Origin of the sequence: Saccharothrix sp. AJ9571 (assembly GCF_021725495.1) — a bacterium.
Taxonomy (GTDB): domain Bacteria; phylum Actinomycetota; class Actinomycetes; order Mycobacteriales; family Pseudonocardiaceae; genus Amycolatopsis; species Amycolatopsis magusensis.
On the sequence record NZ_CP091382.1, the window covers coordinates 5003777 to 5019369 of the forward strand.

Genomic DNA, 15593 nt, shown 5'->3' on the forward strand with positions numbered 1-15593 from the left:
GGGCGCGTCCTACGGTGACCGCCATGGAGCTCGCTCCCGGAACCCAAGCCCTGTTCGTGCCGTCCGACCCACCTCGTGACGGTGTGCTCGCCCTGTGGGGCCACGGCGGCGGTGATACGCCGATCGACCTGGTCCTGCCCAGGGAACAGGCCTTCCGCCGCACCCAGGTGGACGCTTCGGTGCTGCCCGTCGCCGACGCGGTCCGTGTGCTGCTCGCCGCCGGGGAGCACGCCAGCGCCACCATCACGGCTTGGGCGGAGGTGGTGGCGGCCGGGCTGAGCCTGGTCGCCCGCGGCCGGGTCGAGCCGGACGGCGCGAGCTGGCGGGCCGGGCCGCTCGAAGTGGACGACGCGCTGCGCCTGACCGAACTGGCCGAGGCGCTGCCGCCGGAGGCGCTCGCGCTGCCGTTGTCCGGGTTGAAACGGGTGCGACTGCACTCGCCGGAGTCGCTGGTGCGGGCGTTGTGGGACGCGATCGCGGACCTGCTCGCCGAGGGCACCGCCGTCCGGCTGGTGCTTCGCGTGGACCTCGCCGAGGAGCGCTTCGCCGGGGTGCTCGCGGTCCGCAGCGCGGCCGATTCGGGATTGGTGCTGGACGTCGCCGAGTTCGGTGACGCGCCGGAGGTGGTGCGTTCGCTGTTCGGCGAGCACGTCCAGGTACGGCTGGCGCTGGCACTGCGACGCGGGGCGGAAGTGTGGCCGCCGCTCGCGCGGGTGGTCGGCGGCGTGGTCGAGCTGACCGACGACGAGGTCGCCGAGTTGCTGCGCGGCGGTTCGTCCCGGCTGGGTGCCGCGGGCATCGAGGTGCTGTGGCCGAAGGACCTGTTCGAGGGGCTGCCGCGCGTCAGGGCTTCGGTGCGCGTGCCTTCGGAGTCGCCGCCGCAGCTCACGCTGACCCGGTTGCTCGACTTCCGGTGGCAGGTCAGCGTGGGGGAGGAGGAACTCACCGACGCCGAGGTGACGGCGCTCGCCGAGGCGAAACGCCCGCTCGTGCGGTTGCGCGGGCGCTGGGTGCGGGCCGATTCGCTGCTGCTGGCGAAGCTGCGCGCGAGACGTGCCCCGGTGACCGAGGCGGCCGCGCTGGCCGCCGCGCTCACCGGGGAGCTCGAGGTGGACGGCGAATGCGAGGAGTTCATGACGCCGTCCGTGATCACCGGGCTGCTCGCCCGGCTCCGCTACACACCCGACGAGGTGGTGGTGCCGCCGGACGGGCTGCACGCCACGCTCCGCCCGTACCAGCTCAGCGGGCTCGCCTGGCTGTCGAAGATGGCCGCGCTCGGCGTGGGCGGGTGTCTGGCCGACGACATGGGCCTGGGCAAGACGATCCAGCTGATCGCGCTGCACCTGCACCGCCGGGCCTGGCGGGAGGGGCCCACGCTGGTGCTGTGCCCGGCCTCGCTGCTCGGCAACTGGGAACGCGAGTTCGCCCGGTTCGCGCCGTCGGTCCCGGTGCGGCGGTTCCACGGTGGCAGGCGCAGCCTCGACGAGCTCGCCGGGGACGAGGTGGTGCTGGCCACGTACGGGGTGCTGCTGCGTGACCGGGAGACGCTGGCCACAGTGGAATGGGGGCTGATCGCCGCCGACGAGGCGCAGCAGGTGAAGAACGCCTCGTCGAAGACCGCGCGGGAGCTGCGCAAGCTCTACGGGGTGGCGAGGATCGCGCTGACCGGCACGCCGATGGAGAACCGGCTGAGCGAACTGTGGTCCATCCTGAACTGGACCACGCCCGGCCTGCTGGGTACTCCCGAGGAGTTCCGGCGCCGGTTCGCCCGGCCGATCGAACGCCACGCCGACGAGGCCGTGACCGACCAGCTGGCCGCGGTCGTGCGCCCGTTCTTGTTGCGGCGCAAGAAAACCGACCCGGACATCGCACCGGAGCTGCCCGCGAAGACCGAGACCGACCGGTTCGTGCCGCTGACGCGCGAGCAGGTGACGCTGTACGAGGCGGTGGTGCGGGAGAACCTGGCCGCGATCAGGGGTACCGAGGGCATCCGGCGCAAGGCGCAGGTGCTCAAGCTGCTGACCGAGCTGAAGCAGATCTGCAACCACCCGGCGCAGTACCTGAAGGAGCCCGGTCCGCTGGACGGGCGTTCGGGCAAGCTCGCGGCCTTCGAGGAACTGCTGGAGGTGATGCTGGACGCCGGGGAGAGCGTGCTGGTGTTCAGCCAGTACGTGGGCATGTGCCGGTTGCTGGAGAGCTGGCTGGCCGAGCGGGGGCTGCCCGCGCAACTGCTGTCCGGCTCGGTGCCGCTGGGGGAGCGGGACCGCATGGTGCAGCGGTTCCAGGCCGGGGAAAGCCCGGTGTTCCTGCTTTCCTTGAAGGCCGGCGGGGTGGGCCTGAACCTCACGCGCGCCACCCAGGTCATCCACTACGACCGCTGGTGGAACCCGGCGGTCGAAGACCAGGCCACCGACCGCGCCTACCGCATCGGCCAGGACCGGCCCGTGCAGGTGCACCGGCTCATCACCGAAGGCACCGTCGAAGAACGCATCGGCACCCTGTTGGCCCGCAAACGCTCCCTCGCCGACACCATCGTCGGCACCGGCGAACACTGGCTGACCAACCTAACCGACGAGGACCTAACCACCCTAATAACCCTAAACCTCTAACCCCCACATTCCCACCCCACCACCAACCCCCACATTCCCGCCCCCGAACCCCACGCCCAGACACCCGAGTTCCACATTCGTGCACCCGAACCCCACGCCTGCGCAGCCCAGCCCGACGCCTCGCCGCCGAACCCCACGTTCAGACAGCCGAGTTCCAAGTTGGCGTAGCTGAGTTCCACCTTCAGGTAGCCGAACTCCACGTTCAGATACCGAGTCCCACACTCGCGCAACCGAACCCGCGTTCAGGCAGGCGAGTTCCACACTCGGGTACCCGAGTCCACACTCGTGCGCCCGAGTCCTACGCCCGCGCGGCCGAACCCCACGTTCAAGCACTCGAGTTCCACGCCCGCGCAGCCGAGTTCCACGTTCAGGCGGCCGAACCCCACACTCGGGAACTTGAGTTCCACGTTCGGGCACGCGAGTCCCGCGTTGGTGCGGCCGAGTTCCACGTTCGGGCACGCGAGTTCCACGTTGGTGCGGCCGAGTTCCACGTTCGGGCACTCGATTCCTGCGTTGGGAACAGGTGAGTTCCACGTCGGTGTAGCCGAGTTCCGCACTCGGGCGGTCGAGTCCTGCATTAGGGCAGGCGAGTTCCACATTCAAGCGTCCGCGCACCCGAATCCACAGTCAGGCAAGCAAAGGCCCAGTCCGGCAGCCGAGAGGTGAGTAGTCGAAGCCCGCAGGAAGGAACCACCCACATGCCTCCTCACCCCGGTCCAAAGCCCAAAACACGGCGGGGATGGTCTTGTTAAGGCAAGCGTTCCCGCCTTGACAAGACCATCCCCGACGTAGTCACAATCAGGCGCCGGGGTGGTAGTGCACGCCCAGTCCACTCGAACCCGGGGCCAAAGTACGCCGCAGCACCAAGTCCTCATCGTAGTCACCGCCGTTCTGAGAACGGTAAGGCAAAGGGGCATCGTGCTCAGCGGACAGCACCTTCGAACGCACCAAAGAAACAGCAGCGGCATGGTCCTGCGCGCTCACCCGGCCCGCACCATAAACGGCGACCGGCGGTAGTACCGACATGCCCGTGTACCAGAGCGTCCCGTGTAGCAGCGGGAAGAGCACCAGGTCCAGTTGTCCGTTGATCCCCCGCGGGCCGAGGGCCGGTTCCCGGCTGCCCGCGGTCAACACCACCAGCGCCCGCTTCCCGGCGAGCATTCCTTCTCCGTAGCGCAGGGTCCGGCCGTCCGACGGATCGGTGACCCCGTAAGCGAAGCCCTGCACGAAGACGCGGTCCACCCAGCCCTTGAGGATGGCCGGCATGCTGTACCACCACAGCGGGAACTGCAGCACCACCAAGTCCGCCCACGCCAGTTTTTCCTGCTCCCCACGGATGTCCGCGCTCAGCGTGCCCGTCTCGTAGGCCCGCCGCGAGGCCGAGGCGACCTGCAACCGAGGCGAGGTCTCCTCAGGAAAATCATCCCGGTCGACCACGGCCTTCCACTTCATCGCGTACAAGTCCGACATCCGCACCTCGTGCCCGGCCTCGGCGAGTGCCTGCACGCCCTCGTCCCGCAGTGAACCGCTGAGCGAGGCCTGTTCCGGATGCGCGAAAACCCACAGCACGTTCATGCCTCGACCCTGCACCGCGACCAGCACGCGGACCAGTGGCCCAAAGGACAACATGTGCCAGAATTGGGCCATGTCGCTCATCGCCGCGTTCGTGCGTCACGGGGTGATGCCGCTGGAGCTGGGCATCGTCCACCAGTTGTTCGGCAGCGCGGCCACCCCGGACGGCGAGCCCTTCTACGAGGTCGTCACCTGCGCGCTCACCCCCGGGGAGGTGCGCACCGATGCCGACTTCTCCCTCCACGTCGCCGCCGGGCCCGAGGTGCTGGGCCGGGCGGACACGGTGGTCGTGCTCGCCTCCCACGAGCTGGACGAAACCGAGACCGAGGGCCGCCTGCCCGCCGAGCTGGCTGAAGCGTTCGGGCGCATCCGGCCGGGTACGCGCATCGCGTCGATCTGCACCGGGGCCTTCGCGCTCGCGGCCGCCGGGCTGCTCGACGGCAGGCGGGCGACCACGCACTGGAAGTCCGCCGATCACTTCCGCCGCCTCTACCCGCGGGTCGACCTCGATCCGGACGTGCTCTACACCGACAACGGCGACGTGCTCACCTCGGCGGGCGAGGCCGCCGGTCTCGACCTCTGCCTGCACATGATCCGCTGCGACCACGGCGTCGCGGTGGCCAACGAGGTGGCCAGGACCACGGTCGTGCCACCCCACCGCGAGGGCGGCCAGGCCCAGTACATCCCGCGCCCGGTCCCGCCGCGGCGCGCCTCGTCCACCGGCGACGCCCGCGCCTGGGCGCTGGCCCACCTCGACCGCCCGCTCACCCGCCACGACCTGGCCGAGAAGGCCGCGATGAGCGTGCGCACCTTCACCCGGCGCTTCCGCGAGGAGGTCGGCATGTCCCCGGCGCGCTGGCTCACCCAGCAACGCGTGGAGCGGGCGCGCCAGCTGCTCGAGGAAACCGACCTCCCGGTGGACCGCGTCGCCGAGAAATCCGGGTTCGGCACGGCCTCCTCCCTGCGCCAGCACCTGCAGGCCGCGCTGGGTGTCTCGCCGAGCAGTTACCGGGTGACCTTCCGCGGGGGCTTGCCGTGATCGCCGATCCGGGCTAAAACTAGAACAGGTTTCAGTTTGGTCCGGCGTCAGGAGGCCTGAGTGGACTTCACCCCCGGGGCGCACGAGGCCGCGGTCACCGAGCTGGCAGCGCAGATCCTGCGTGGTGAAGCCGACTCGTGGCCCGCGCTGGCCAAAGCGGGGCTGCTCGCCCTGTCGCTGCCCGCCGACCTGGGCGGGGACGGGCTCGGCGTCGCCGAAGTCTGTGCCCTGTTGACCGAAGTCGGCCGGACCGCCGCCGACGTCCCCGCGTTGCCCGCGCTCGCTCTGGGCGCCTTGCCGGTCGACGCTTTCGGCAGTCCGGAGCAGCGCGCGGCTTTCCTGCCCGGCGTCGGCGACGGCACCGAGGTGCTCACGGCCGCGCTGCACGAACCGTCGGCGCCCTTCCCGCGGAAACCGGCCACCACCGCGCGGCAGGCGGACGGCGGCTGGCTGCTCAGCGGCGTGAAGACCGCGGTGCCGCGGGCCGCCGAAGCCACCCGCGTCCTGGTCCCGGCGTCCTTGCCGGTCGGCACCGGCGTCTTCCTGGTCGACCCGAACGCGCCCGGCGTCACCGTCGAGGATTCGTACTACTCCGGCACCACGCCCGAGCACCGGCTGACCTTGGCGGAAACGCCGGTGACCGAACGGGAGCTGCTCAGCGGCACGATCGACGGCGTGCACCGGTTCGCCCTCGCCGGCACGCTCGCGGTGCTCGACGGACTGCTCGCCGGGGCGCTGGAGCTGACCACCCGGCACGTGCGCGAGCGCATCCAGTTCGGCAGGCCGCTGGCCACCTTCCAGGCCGTCGCGCAGCAGATCGCCGACGTCTACACCGCCTCGCGGACCGTGCACCTCAGCACCACCTCGGCGATCTGGCAGCTGGCGACCGGCCGGGACGCCGACGAGGAACTCGACATCGCCGCGTACTGGGCGGCCGAGCAGGTGCCGCTCGCCATGGGCGTCTGCCACCACCTGCACGGCGGGCTCGGGGTGGACACCAGCTACCCGATGCACCGGTATTCGGCCGCCGCCAAGGACCTCGTGCGCTTCCTCGGCGGGCACGCGCACCGGCTCGGCGAGCTGGCGGGGAGGCCCTGATGCACCTCGAACTCACCGCGGACCAGCAGCGGCTCCGCGACGAACTGCGCGCGTACTTCGCCGAACTGGTCTCCCCGGAGGAACGCCGGGCCATGGTGCGCGAGCGCCACGGCGCGGTCTACCGGGAGATCGTGCGGCGCATGGGCCGCGACCGCTGGCTCGGCGTCGGCTGGCCGAAGGAGTACGGCGGACGTGGTTTCGGCGAACTGGAGCAGCACATCTTCGCCGACGAGGCGGCACGGGCCGAGGTGCAGCTGCCGTCGGTGACCCTGCAGACCGTCGGCCCCACGTTGCAGGCGTTCGGCACCGACGAGCAGAAAGCCTTTTTCCTCCCCAAGATCCTCGACGGCGAGCTGCACTTCGCGATCGGCTACACCGAACCCGAAGCGGGCACCGACCTCGCCTCGCTGCGCACGACCGCGGTGCGTGACGGTGAGGAGTACATCGTCAACGGCCAGAAGATCTTCACCACCGGCGGCCACGACGCCGACTACGTCTGGCTGGCGGTGCGCACCGATCCCGAGGCGCCCAAGCACAAGGGCATCTCGATCCTGATCGTCGACACCACCGATTTCGGTTACAGCTGGACGCCGATCATCACTTGCGACGGCGCCCACCACACCAACGCCACCTACTACTCCGACGTGCGCGTACCGGTGAACCGGTTGGTGGGTGAGGAAAACGCGGGCTGGCGGCTGATCACCACGCAGCTCAACCACGAGCGCGTGATGCTCGGCCCGGCCGGGCGCATCGGCGGCCTCCACGACCGCGTCCTGGCGTGGGCGGCGGCGAGGTCCACACCGGACGGTATCCCGTTGCTCGACCTGCCCGACGTGCGTGCGGTTCTGGCCGAGACCCGCGCGGTGACCAGGGTGAACGAACTGCTCAACTGGCAGGTGGCGAGCGTGGCCAAACCGTCCGGAGTGGACATAGCCGACGCCTCCGCGACCAAGGTGCTCGGTTCGGAGCGCGTGCAGCGGATCGGCAGGCTGGCCGAGGAGATCGTCGGACGGCACGGTGACTTCGCCGATCCGGAGACCGCCGAACTCGCCGAGCTGCTCGACCGCCTGGCCAAGCGCAATCTGGTGTTGACCTTCGGTGGTGGCGTGAACGAGATCCAGCGCGAGCTGATCGCCACCGCCGGGTTGAAACTGCCGAGGGTGCCGCGGTGACCGACGTGGAGATCAAGGCCGCGGCCGAGCGCATCGCGGCCGGCGGCGAGTCCGGCAGGCGGTTCGCCCGTGACCCGGTGAACCAGGCGGCGGTGCACAGCTGGGTCGACGCGATCGGGGACACCAACCCGGTCTACGTCGATCCGGAGTTCGCGGCGAAGTCGGTGCACGGCGAACTGGTGGCGCCACCGGCGATGGTGCAGGCGTGGACGATGAACGGCCTGCGCGGCACCCGGCCCGCCGACGACCCGCTGGGCGCGATGATGTCCGTCCTGGACGACGCGGGGTTCACCTCGGTGGTGGCGACCAACTCCGACCAGAACTACCACCGCTACCTGCGCCCCGGTGAGCAGGTCGCGGCCACGACGCTGCTCGAGGACGTCACCGGGCCGAAGAAGACCGCGCTGGGCGAAGGCTGGTTCGTCACCACCAGGACGAACTGGTACGTGGGCGAGGAACTGGTGGCGGACATGGTGTTCCGCGTGCTCAAGTTCCGCCCTCGTCCGGCGCCGGACATCGTCGAAGCCCCGGGTGCCGCCGTGCTGCGGCCGGTGATCAGCCCGGACACGGCGTTCTTCTGGGACGGGACCAAGGTCGGCGAACTGCGGATCCAGCGCTGGGGTGACGTGCTCCGGCACCCGCCGGGGCCGATGCCGCCGGATGGCGCGCTGGACGCCGTGCCCGATCACGTGGTCGCGTCCGGCCGCGGCACGGTGTACAGCTACGTGGTGCACCACCACCCGCCGGTGCCCGGCAAGGAGCTGCCGTTCGTGGTCGCGCTCGTCGAACTGGAGGAAGGCGTGCGGGTGCTCGGTGAACTGCTGGATGCCAAGCCCGAGGAGGTCCACATCGGACTGGAAGTCCGGGCGGCGTTCCTCCGGATCGACGACGAACTGACCCTGCCCGCCTGGCGGGTGGCCCGGTGACCGCGGCGGTGGGCACCGAGCTGCCCGGACTGAAGATCGAGATCACGCCGACGTTCGTGATCAGCTCCGCGATCGCCACCCGCGACTACCAGGACGTGCACCACGACCGGGACGCCGCGATCGCCCGCGGTTCGAAAGACATCTTTGTCAACATCCTCACCGACACCGGTCTGGTGCAGCGGTTCGTCTCCGAATGGGCCGGGCCCGAGGCGCTGATCCGCTCGATCAAGATCCGCCTCGGGGTGCCGTGCTACGCCTACGACACGCTCGTCTTCTCCGGACGGGTGTCCGAACAGGACGGTCCGGAGATCGAGGTCGAAGTGACCGCCCGTGGTGCGCTGGGTGAGCACCTCACCGGCACCGTGCGGGTCGTGCTGCCGGGAGGCGTGTCGTGAAGTTCACGGGTACCACCGCGATCGCCGGGATCGGCGCCACCGAGTTCTCCAAGGATTCCGGGCGCAGCGAACTGCGCTTGGCCGCCGAATGCGTGCGCGCCGCCGTGCTGGACGCCGGGCTGAAACTGTCCGATGTGGACGGCCTGGTCAGCTTCACCATGGACGCCAACAGCGAGATCTCGGTGGCCAGGGAGCTGGGTATCGGCGAGCTGACCTTCTTCAGCCGGATCCACTACGGCGGGGGAGCGGCGGCGGCGACCGTGCAGCAGGCCGCGATGGCGGTGGCCACCGGGATGGCCGACGTGGTGGTCGCCTACCGCGCGTTCAACGAGCGTTCGGGGCACCGCTTCGGCCGGGTGTCCGCGGCCGCCGCGCAGCAGGTGAACTCTTCGGGCGTGGACAACAGCTTCCACTACCCGATGGGCATCGCCACCCCCGCCGCGACGGTGGCCATGCTGGCCAGGCGCTACCAGCACGAGTACGGCGCCACCAGCGAGGACTTCGGCCGGGTGGCGGTGGTGGACCGCAAGCACGCGGCGCGCAACCCGCACGCCTGGTTCCACGGCAAGCCGATCACCCTGGAGCAGCACCAGGCGTCACGCTGGATCGCCGAACCGCTGCGGTTGCTCGACTGCTGCCAGGAGAGCGACGGCGGGGTGGCGCTGGTGATCACCAGCCTCGAGCGGGCGCGCGACCTGCCGCACCCGCCCGCGGTGATCGCCGCGGCAGCGCAGGGCAGCGGCACCGACCAGTACGTGATGACCAGCTACTACCGCGACGACCTGGCGGCCCTGCCGGAGATGGGCGTGGTGGCGCGCCAGTTGTGGGCGCAGTCCGGGCTGTTACCGTCCGATGTGGACGTCGGCGTGCTGTACGACCACTTCACCCCGTACGTGCTCATGCAGTTGGAGCAGCTGGGTTTCTGCGGCCGTGGCGAAGCGAAGGACTTCATCGCCGACGGGCACCTGGAACTCGACGGCTCGCTGCCGCTGAACCCGCACGGCGGCCAGCTGGGTGAGGCCTACATCCACGGCATGAACGGCATCGCGGAGGGCGTGCGCCAGCTCCGCGGCACCGCGGTCAACCAGGTCCCCGGTGCCGGCCGGGTCCTGGTGACAGCGGGCACTGGTGTGCCCACCAGTGCCCTCCTGCTCACCTCGTGATCAGGCGACGGTGATCCGCACCGACGAGATCCGGTTGTCCCAGCCGATCAGGCCCAGGTCGGGCACGCTGCCGGCGAGCGTGAGCCCCGCGCCGAAGCACCCGGGGCTGTCGAACACCTCGACCCGCACGTCCGACAGCCGGATCGACGACGCCCGGTTGTCCAGCGGGCCCAGTAGCAAGCAGAACGTGCCGGAGCCGTTGATCAGCTGCGTGTGGCTTTCGCCGCCGTAGCCGGGCAGGTCGTGCAGGGAAACCAGCCCCGGCGCCTCCGGTGCGGCCAGCGCGGGCGCTGCTCCGCCGACGGCCACCGCCGCCGCACCGGCCCCGATCGCGAGGGTCCTGGCGATCTTTCCGTTCATGTCCACCCCAGTTCGTCGTGCTTCCCGGTGGGTTCCGGAAAGCACTCCTGAAGTTACCGAGTGCGTGCGGACCGCGGTGGGAATTCACCATGACCTGAACTACCGGCCGGTCAGCAGCCCTTCGGACAGGACCACGGCGTTGTCCCGCTCGGGCACGGTGGCGACCACGACGAACCGGCCGTCTTCGCGCCAGATCGAGGTCCGCAGGGTTTCACCGGGGAAGACCACGCCCGCGAACTTGGCCGACCACGAGCCGACGGCCGCCGCGTCGCCGTCGAGGACGGTGTCGGTCACCGCCTTGGCCACGATGCCGTAGGTGCACAGGCCGTGCAGGATCGGCCGGTCGTACCCGGCCCGCGCGGCGAATTCCGGATCGGCGTGCAGCGGGTTCCGGTCGCCGCAGAGGCGGTACAGCAGCGCCTGCTGCGGCAGGGTCGGCGTGTCGGCGACGAGGTCGGGCTCCCGGTCCGGCGTCTCGACCTTCGCCGAACTGCCGCGGTGGCCGCCGAAGCCGCCCTCGCCCTTGGCGAAGATGCTCGACCGCGCTGTCCACAAGGGACTGCCGTGCTCGTCGAGGGTGACCGTCTCGCGGATGATCACCGCGGCCTTGCCCTTGTCCAGTACGTCGACCACCTTCGTCCGCGAAGTGGCCTTGCCCGCCACCGGCAGCGGCCGGTGCGCGACCACCTCCTGGGTGCCGTGCACCACCCTGGACAGGTCGATGGACACGCCGGGGAAGGACACCGTCGGCGGCTCGGTCCAGTGGAAGGACGCCGCGACCGTGGCGAAGGTGGGCAGCACCCGCAGGTCGTCCTCCAGCACGTACCGCAGCTCGCGCGGGTCACCCGGATCGGCGCCTGCCCCGAGCGCGAGGTGGTAGAGCTGCACGTCCGCCGCGGTCCAGGAGAACCGCTCCTCGCCGAGTTCCGCGCCGATCGCGACCGCTGGGTCGATGGGCATGTCCACCACTCTCCGTCGTCTGCACGGGGGAGGGCCCCCGGGCCCCCGACCTGCACTCTGTCGTTTGCACGGGGGAGGGCCCCCGGGCCCCCGACCTGCACTCTGTCGTTTGCACGGGGGACGACCCCCGGGCCCCCGACCTGCTCATTGGTAGGTGACCGAGACCTCGTCGGTGAGCGGCACCGACTGGCACGCCAGCACGATGCCTTCCTCGAGGTCGTCGGAATCGAGTACTTCGTTGTTCAGCATCTTCACCCGGCCCGACACCAGACGGCAAGCGCAGGCGCTGCACTGCCCGGCGCGGCACGAGTAGGGCGCCGAGAACCCGGCGTCGAGCAGCAGGTCGAGCAGCTTGCGCTCCCGCGGCCACGGCAGGGACCGCTGCTCGCCGTCGAGGTCGACGTGCACCGTCGCGGGTGGCTCGGCCGACTCCTCGGCGACCACTTCGGCCACTTCCTCGAACGGGTTCCCGTCCAGAGAGAGGAACTTCTCGATGTGGACCAGTTTCCGGTCCCAGTCGAGCGCCTTGAGCGCGGCCTGCGCGGCGGCCATGAACGGCTTGGGCCCGCACAGGAACGCGGGCCTGCCGGGGAAGGGGGCGGCGAGCGACTGGAGCTGCTCGACCGACGGCAACCCCTGCACGCTTTCCAGCCAGTGCACCACGGTCAGCCGGTCGGGCATCGAGGCGGACAGCTCACGCAGCTCCCGCGCGAAGATCACCGACTGCTCGTCGCGGTTGGCGTATACCAGCAGCAGTCGGCCGGTTCCCTTGGCCAGAACCGATTTCACGATGGACATCACCGGCGTGATACCGCTGCCCGCGGCGAACAGCAGCAGGTCCGCGTCGAGATCCGGCGGGCAGAACACCCCCGACGGCGGCAGCACCTCGATCTCCGTGCCCGCCCGGATGTTGTCGCAGATCCAGTTGGACGCGTACCCGGTGCGCTTCACCGTGACCGTCAGCGGATCGCCGGTGTGCGGGGAACTGGACAGCGAGTAGCAGCGCGCCACCGAGCCGCAGCGATCGCTCGGCACGCGCAGGGTGAGGAACTGGCCGGGCCGGTAGTCCATGCCGGGGGCCGGTTCGAACACCAGCGAATGCGCGTCGGCGGTCTCGGCGATCACGTCCGCCACCCGCAGGCGCCGGACCTCACTCACCGGCGACCCCCAGCGCACCGGCCCGCACGTCCTCGTCGATGCTGCGCTGCAGTTCGGGGCAGGTGTCCTGCAACGCGGGCGGACGATCCGAAGCGGCGTACACCGGGCACGCCGAGCTGTCCGCGGTCCACTGGATGCTGGTGTGCTTGGGGCTGTTCTTCTTCACCAGCACGCGCACCGAGCAGGTGCGGCAGCCCACCGGTGCCAGCCCGCCGCTGAGGAACTCGCGGGTTTCCTCGGCCGAGGGCAACGGCCTGCCGAAAGCGGTGTGAGCCACCTCAGACCTCCGCCTCGGCCGCCTGCCGGGCCAGGTTCTCCTGGACCTCCACCGCCCACACCTCGTTCGCCCGTGTGGTGTCCACTTCGAACTCGAAGCGTTGGGTCATTTCCGGGGTGACGTCGGCGGCGTCCACGTAGAACTGTTCGTACCAGCGCCGGAGCTGGTAGACGGGTCCGTCCTCTTCGCACAGCAGCGGGTTGTCGATCCGCGACTTGTTCCGCCAGATCTCCACGTCCTGCAGGAAACCCACGCCGATGCTCTTGGCGAACTTCCCGGCGATGCCGTCCGCCTGCTCGTCGCTCACCCCGGGCAGCTTCTTCACGCTGACGCCCCACTGCAGCATGAACGAGTTCTCCGTGACCGGGTAGTGGCAGTTGATCAGCACGTTCTCGATCTCGAAGCCCTTGTAGGTGTTGAGCAGGGTGTTGATCATGTAGGACGGGCCGTAGTAGGAGGCCTCCGAGCGGAGCAGGTTCTCCTCACCGCCGTAGTTCGAGGCCATGCCCATGTCCGGGCGGCCCTTGGTGTTCAGGTACTGGGTGGCGATGTGGCCCTCGAACACGTTCTTGAAGTAGGTCGGGAACGCGTAGTGGATGTAGAAGAAGTGGGCCATGTCGACCATGTTGTCGATGATCTCGCGGCAGTGCGAGTTCTCGATCAGCACCGAGTCCCAGGTCCAGTTGCTCCACTCACCGCTGAAGATGCCGTCGATGCGGGGGATCGCCAGCTCCGGCGGCGGCGGGTTGCCCTCGGGGTCGTGCCAGACGAACAGCTGCTTGTTCTCCTCCACCGTGGTCCACGCGCGGGTACGGGCCCGCAGCGGAACCCTTTTGGCGTAGGGGATCGCCTTGCACTTGCCGTCGCCGCCCCAGCGCCAGTCGTGGAACGGGCAGGCGATCTCCTCGCCCTTGACCGTGCCCTGGGTGAGGTCGCCGCCCATGTGCCTGCAGTACCCGTCGAGCACGTTCAGCTCGCCGTTCCCGGACTGGAAGACCACCAGCTTGGTGCCGAAGGCGTTGATGGCGTGCGGTTTCCCGTCGCGGAACGAGTCGGCGAGGCCGAGGCAGTGCCAGCCGCGGGCGAAGCGGGCCGGTGGTGCGCCGGCGTCGATCTCCCGGTAGTTCGGGGGTCCGGGGGCCGCCCCCCGAGCGGGCGCGGAGTGGGTCTCGGTCATCGCGTACCTCCGGTTCGATTCTTGGCCGCGAGGTCCTCGGCCGCAAGGTAGCCGAAGACCATCGCCGGTCCGATGGTCGCGCCCGGCCCCGCGTAGGTGTGGCCCATCACCGCGGCGCTGGTGTTGCCCGCCGCGTACAGCCCGTCGATCACCGAGCCGTCCGCGCGCAGCACCCTGGCGCGGGTGTCGGTCAGCAGGCCGCCCTTGGTGCCCAGGTCACCGGGCACCACGCGGACCGCGTAGAACGGCGCGCGGTCCACCGGGCCGAGGCTGGGGTTGGGCTTGTTGCGCGGGTCGCCGTAGTAGTGGTCGTAGGCGCTCTTGCCCCGGCCGAAGTCCTGGTCGACGCCGTCGCTGGCGAAGCCGTTGAAGCGGGACACCGTGGCTTCGAGGCGGTCGGGGGGCAGTCCGGTGGCCTCGGCCAGTCCGCGCAGGGTGGCGGCCTTGGCCGCGATGCCCGCCTTGAACCACCGGCCGGGCAGCGGCTGACGCGGGCCGAGCCCGGTGAACATGTACCGGTTGCGGTTGCGCTGGTCGAAGATCAGCCAGGCGGGCACGTTCTCGCCGGGACCGTCGCCCTGGCCGTACTTCCCGCCGTACATCGCGTGCACGGCTTCGACGTAGGGCGCGGATTCGTTGACGAACCGCTCGCCGCGTTCGTTGACCAGCAGGCAGCCGGGCCGGGAGCGCTCGGCGAGGGCGAACCACGGTCCGCCGGTCAGCGGGATGGACGGACCCCACCAGGCGTCGTCCATCAGTTCGGTGGTGGCGCCCAGTTTGAGCCCGGCGAGGATGCCGTCGCCGGTGTTCGCCTCGGCGCCGACCGTCCACTCGGTACTGATCGGCGCGCGCTGGTACTTGGCGCGCATTTCCGCGTTGCGCTCGAATCCACCGCACGCCAGCACCACGCCGAGCCGGGCGCGGATCTCGGTGCCGTCGGCCACCAGTACGCCGGTGACGCGGTTGCCCTCGGTGCACAGGTCGGTCAGCGGGGTGCTGAGGCGGACCGGGACGTCGGCGCGCAGCAGGCCCGCCCGCAGTCCGGCGGACAGCGCTTGGCCCATGGCGAGCAGGTGCTTGCCGGTGAACCGCCCGGCCAGCCAGCGCACACCGAGCCGGAGCACGCGTGTGAGACCGCGCGGGTGCCGGGCGAGCAGGCTCAACCAGCGGTAGTCGGCCTGCATCAGCGGCACTCCGGCGGGCGGGGCGCTGTAGGGCGGTTCGAGGTTCGCCAACTCGTCGCCGAGCACCTTGGCGTCCAGGGGCAGGGGTTCCGCCGAGCGCCCGCCGGCGCGGCCGCCGGGCGCTTCGGGGTGGTAGTCCGAATAGCCGGGCACCCAGCACAGTCGCAGCGGCGTCTCACGATGGAGGAACTCGACCACTTCGGGGCCGCGGTCGAGGTAGGCGTTCCGGCGTTCCGCGGGTACCACGTCACCGACGATGGCTTCGAGGTATTCGCGTGCTCGCTCGGGTGGCTCGTCGATACCGGCCGCGCGAAGTGCCTCGTTGCCGGGGATCCACACGCCGCCACCGGATCGGGCGGTCGAGCCGCCGTACTTGGCGGCCTTCTCCAGCACCACGACGCTGAGCCCGTGCCGGGCCGCGGCGAGTGCGGCGGTCATGCCCGCGGCACCGCTGCCGACCACGACGACGTCGAACTCGTCGGGCATCAAAGCCTCCCGTGCTA

General features: G+C 70.3%; 14 protein-coding genes. 7 read left to right on the forward strand and 7 right to left on the reverse strand.

Going from position 1 to position 15593, the window contains the following annotated elements:
• Positions 1 to 23 precede the first annotated feature (23 nt).
• Positions 24 to 2609, forward strand: coding sequence for a DEAD/DEAH box helicase (locus L3Q67_RS23070; RefSeq protein ID WP_499183550.1), 2586 nt, complete (start codon positions 24 to 26; stop codon positions 2607 to 2609).
• A gap of 798 nt (positions 2610 to 3407) precedes the next feature.
• Here L3Q67_RS23070 and L3Q67_RS23075 read toward each other — a convergent pair.
• Positions 3408 to 4184, reverse strand: a complete 777-nt coding sequence (locus tag L3Q67_RS23075; RefSeq protein WP_499191622.1) for an NAD(P)H-dependent oxidoreductase — start codon at positions 4182 to 4184, stop codon at positions 3408 to 3410.
• Positions 4185 to 4254: 70 nt separating this feature from the next.
• Between L3Q67_RS23075 and L3Q67_RS23080 the strand changes: the two genes are divergently transcribed.
• The 6 genes from L3Q67_RS23080 to L3Q67_RS23105 are packed head-to-tail and all read left to right on the forward strand — an operon-like array spanning position 4255 to position 9974.
• The gene (locus L3Q67_RS23080; RefSeq protein WP_499183551.1) at positions 4255 to 5220 is read left to right on the forward strand and encodes a GlxA family transcriptional regulator; all 966 of its coding nucleotides are present in this window, start codon (positions 4255 to 4257) and stop codon (positions 5218 to 5220) included.
• Between the two features lie 60 nt (positions 5221 to 5280).
• A complete protein-coding gene (locus L3Q67_RS23085; RefSeq protein WP_499183552.1) occupies positions 5281 to 6318 on the forward strand; it encodes an acyl-CoA dehydrogenase family protein in 1038 nt (345 codons plus the stop codon).
• Complete coding sequence (locus L3Q67_RS23090) at positions 6318 to 7490, forward strand: acyl-CoA dehydrogenase family protein (RefSeq protein ID WP_499183553.1); 1173 nt, start codon at positions 6318 to 6320, stop codon at positions 7488 to 7490. The genes L3Q67_RS23085 and L3Q67_RS23090 overlap by 1 nt, the downstream gene beginning before the upstream one ends.
• Positions 7491 to 7495: 5 nt before the next feature.
• Entirely contained in the window at positions 7496 to 8416 is a 921-nt protein-coding gene (locus tag L3Q67_RS23095; RefSeq protein ID WP_499191623.1) for a bifunctional MaoC family dehydratase N-terminal/OB-fold nucleic acid binding domain-containing protein, read from the forward strand.
• A complete protein-coding gene (locus L3Q67_RS23100) occupies positions 8413 to 8811 on the forward strand; it encodes a MaoC family dehydratase (protein WP_499183554.1) in 399 nt (132 codons plus the stop codon). Before L3Q67_RS23095 ends, L3Q67_RS23100 begins: the two co-directional genes overlap by 4 nt.
• Complete coding sequence (locus tag L3Q67_RS23105) at positions 8808 to 9974, forward strand: lipid-transfer protein (RefSeq protein WP_499183555.1); 1167 nt, start codon at positions 8808 to 8810, stop codon at positions 9972 to 9974. Before L3Q67_RS23100 ends, L3Q67_RS23105 begins: the two co-directional genes overlap by 4 nt.
• Here L3Q67_RS23105 and L3Q67_RS23110 read toward each other — a convergent pair whose 3' ends face one another.
• The 6 genes from L3Q67_RS23110 to kstD form a co-directional block, all read right to left on the reverse strand.
• On the reverse strand, positions 9975 to 10334 hold the full coding sequence (locus tag L3Q67_RS23110; RefSeq protein WP_499183556.1) for a hypothetical protein: 360 nt from the start codon (positions 10332 to 10334) through the stop codon (positions 9975 to 9977).
• A 99-nt stretch (positions 10335 to 10433) separates the two neighbouring features.
• Complete coding sequence (gene chsH3, locus L3Q67_RS23115) at positions 10434 to 11294, reverse strand: MaoC family protein (protein ID WP_499183557.1); 861 nt, start codon at positions 11292 to 11294, stop codon at positions 10434 to 10436.
• Positions 11295 to 11438: 144 nt separating this feature from the next.
• Positions 11439 to 12452: a ferredoxin--NADP reductase gene (locus L3Q67_RS23120; RefSeq protein ID WP_499183558.1), complete on the reverse strand. Its 1014-nt coding sequence runs from the start codon at positions 12450 to 12452 to the stop codon at positions 11439 to 11441.
• Positions 12445 to 12729, reverse strand: a complete 285-nt coding sequence (locus L3Q67_RS23125) for a hypothetical protein (RefSeq protein ID WP_282770131.1) — start codon at positions 12727 to 12729, stop codon at positions 12445 to 12447. Before L3Q67_RS23125 ends, L3Q67_RS23120 begins: the two co-directional genes overlap by 8 nt.
• A gap of 1 nt (position 12730) precedes the next feature.
• A complete protein-coding gene (locus L3Q67_RS23130; protein WP_499183559.1) occupies positions 12731 to 13906 on the reverse strand; it encodes a 3-ketosteroid-9-alpha-monooxygenase, oxygenase component in 1176 nt (391 codons plus the stop codon).
• Entirely contained in the window at positions 13903 to 15576 is a 1674-nt protein-coding gene (kstD, locus tag L3Q67_RS23135) for a 3-oxosteroid 1-dehydrogenase (RefSeq protein WP_499183560.1), read from the reverse strand. The genes L3Q67_RS23130 and kstD overlap by 4 nt, the downstream gene beginning before the upstream one ends.
• Positions 15577 to 15593 lie beyond the last annotated feature (17 nt).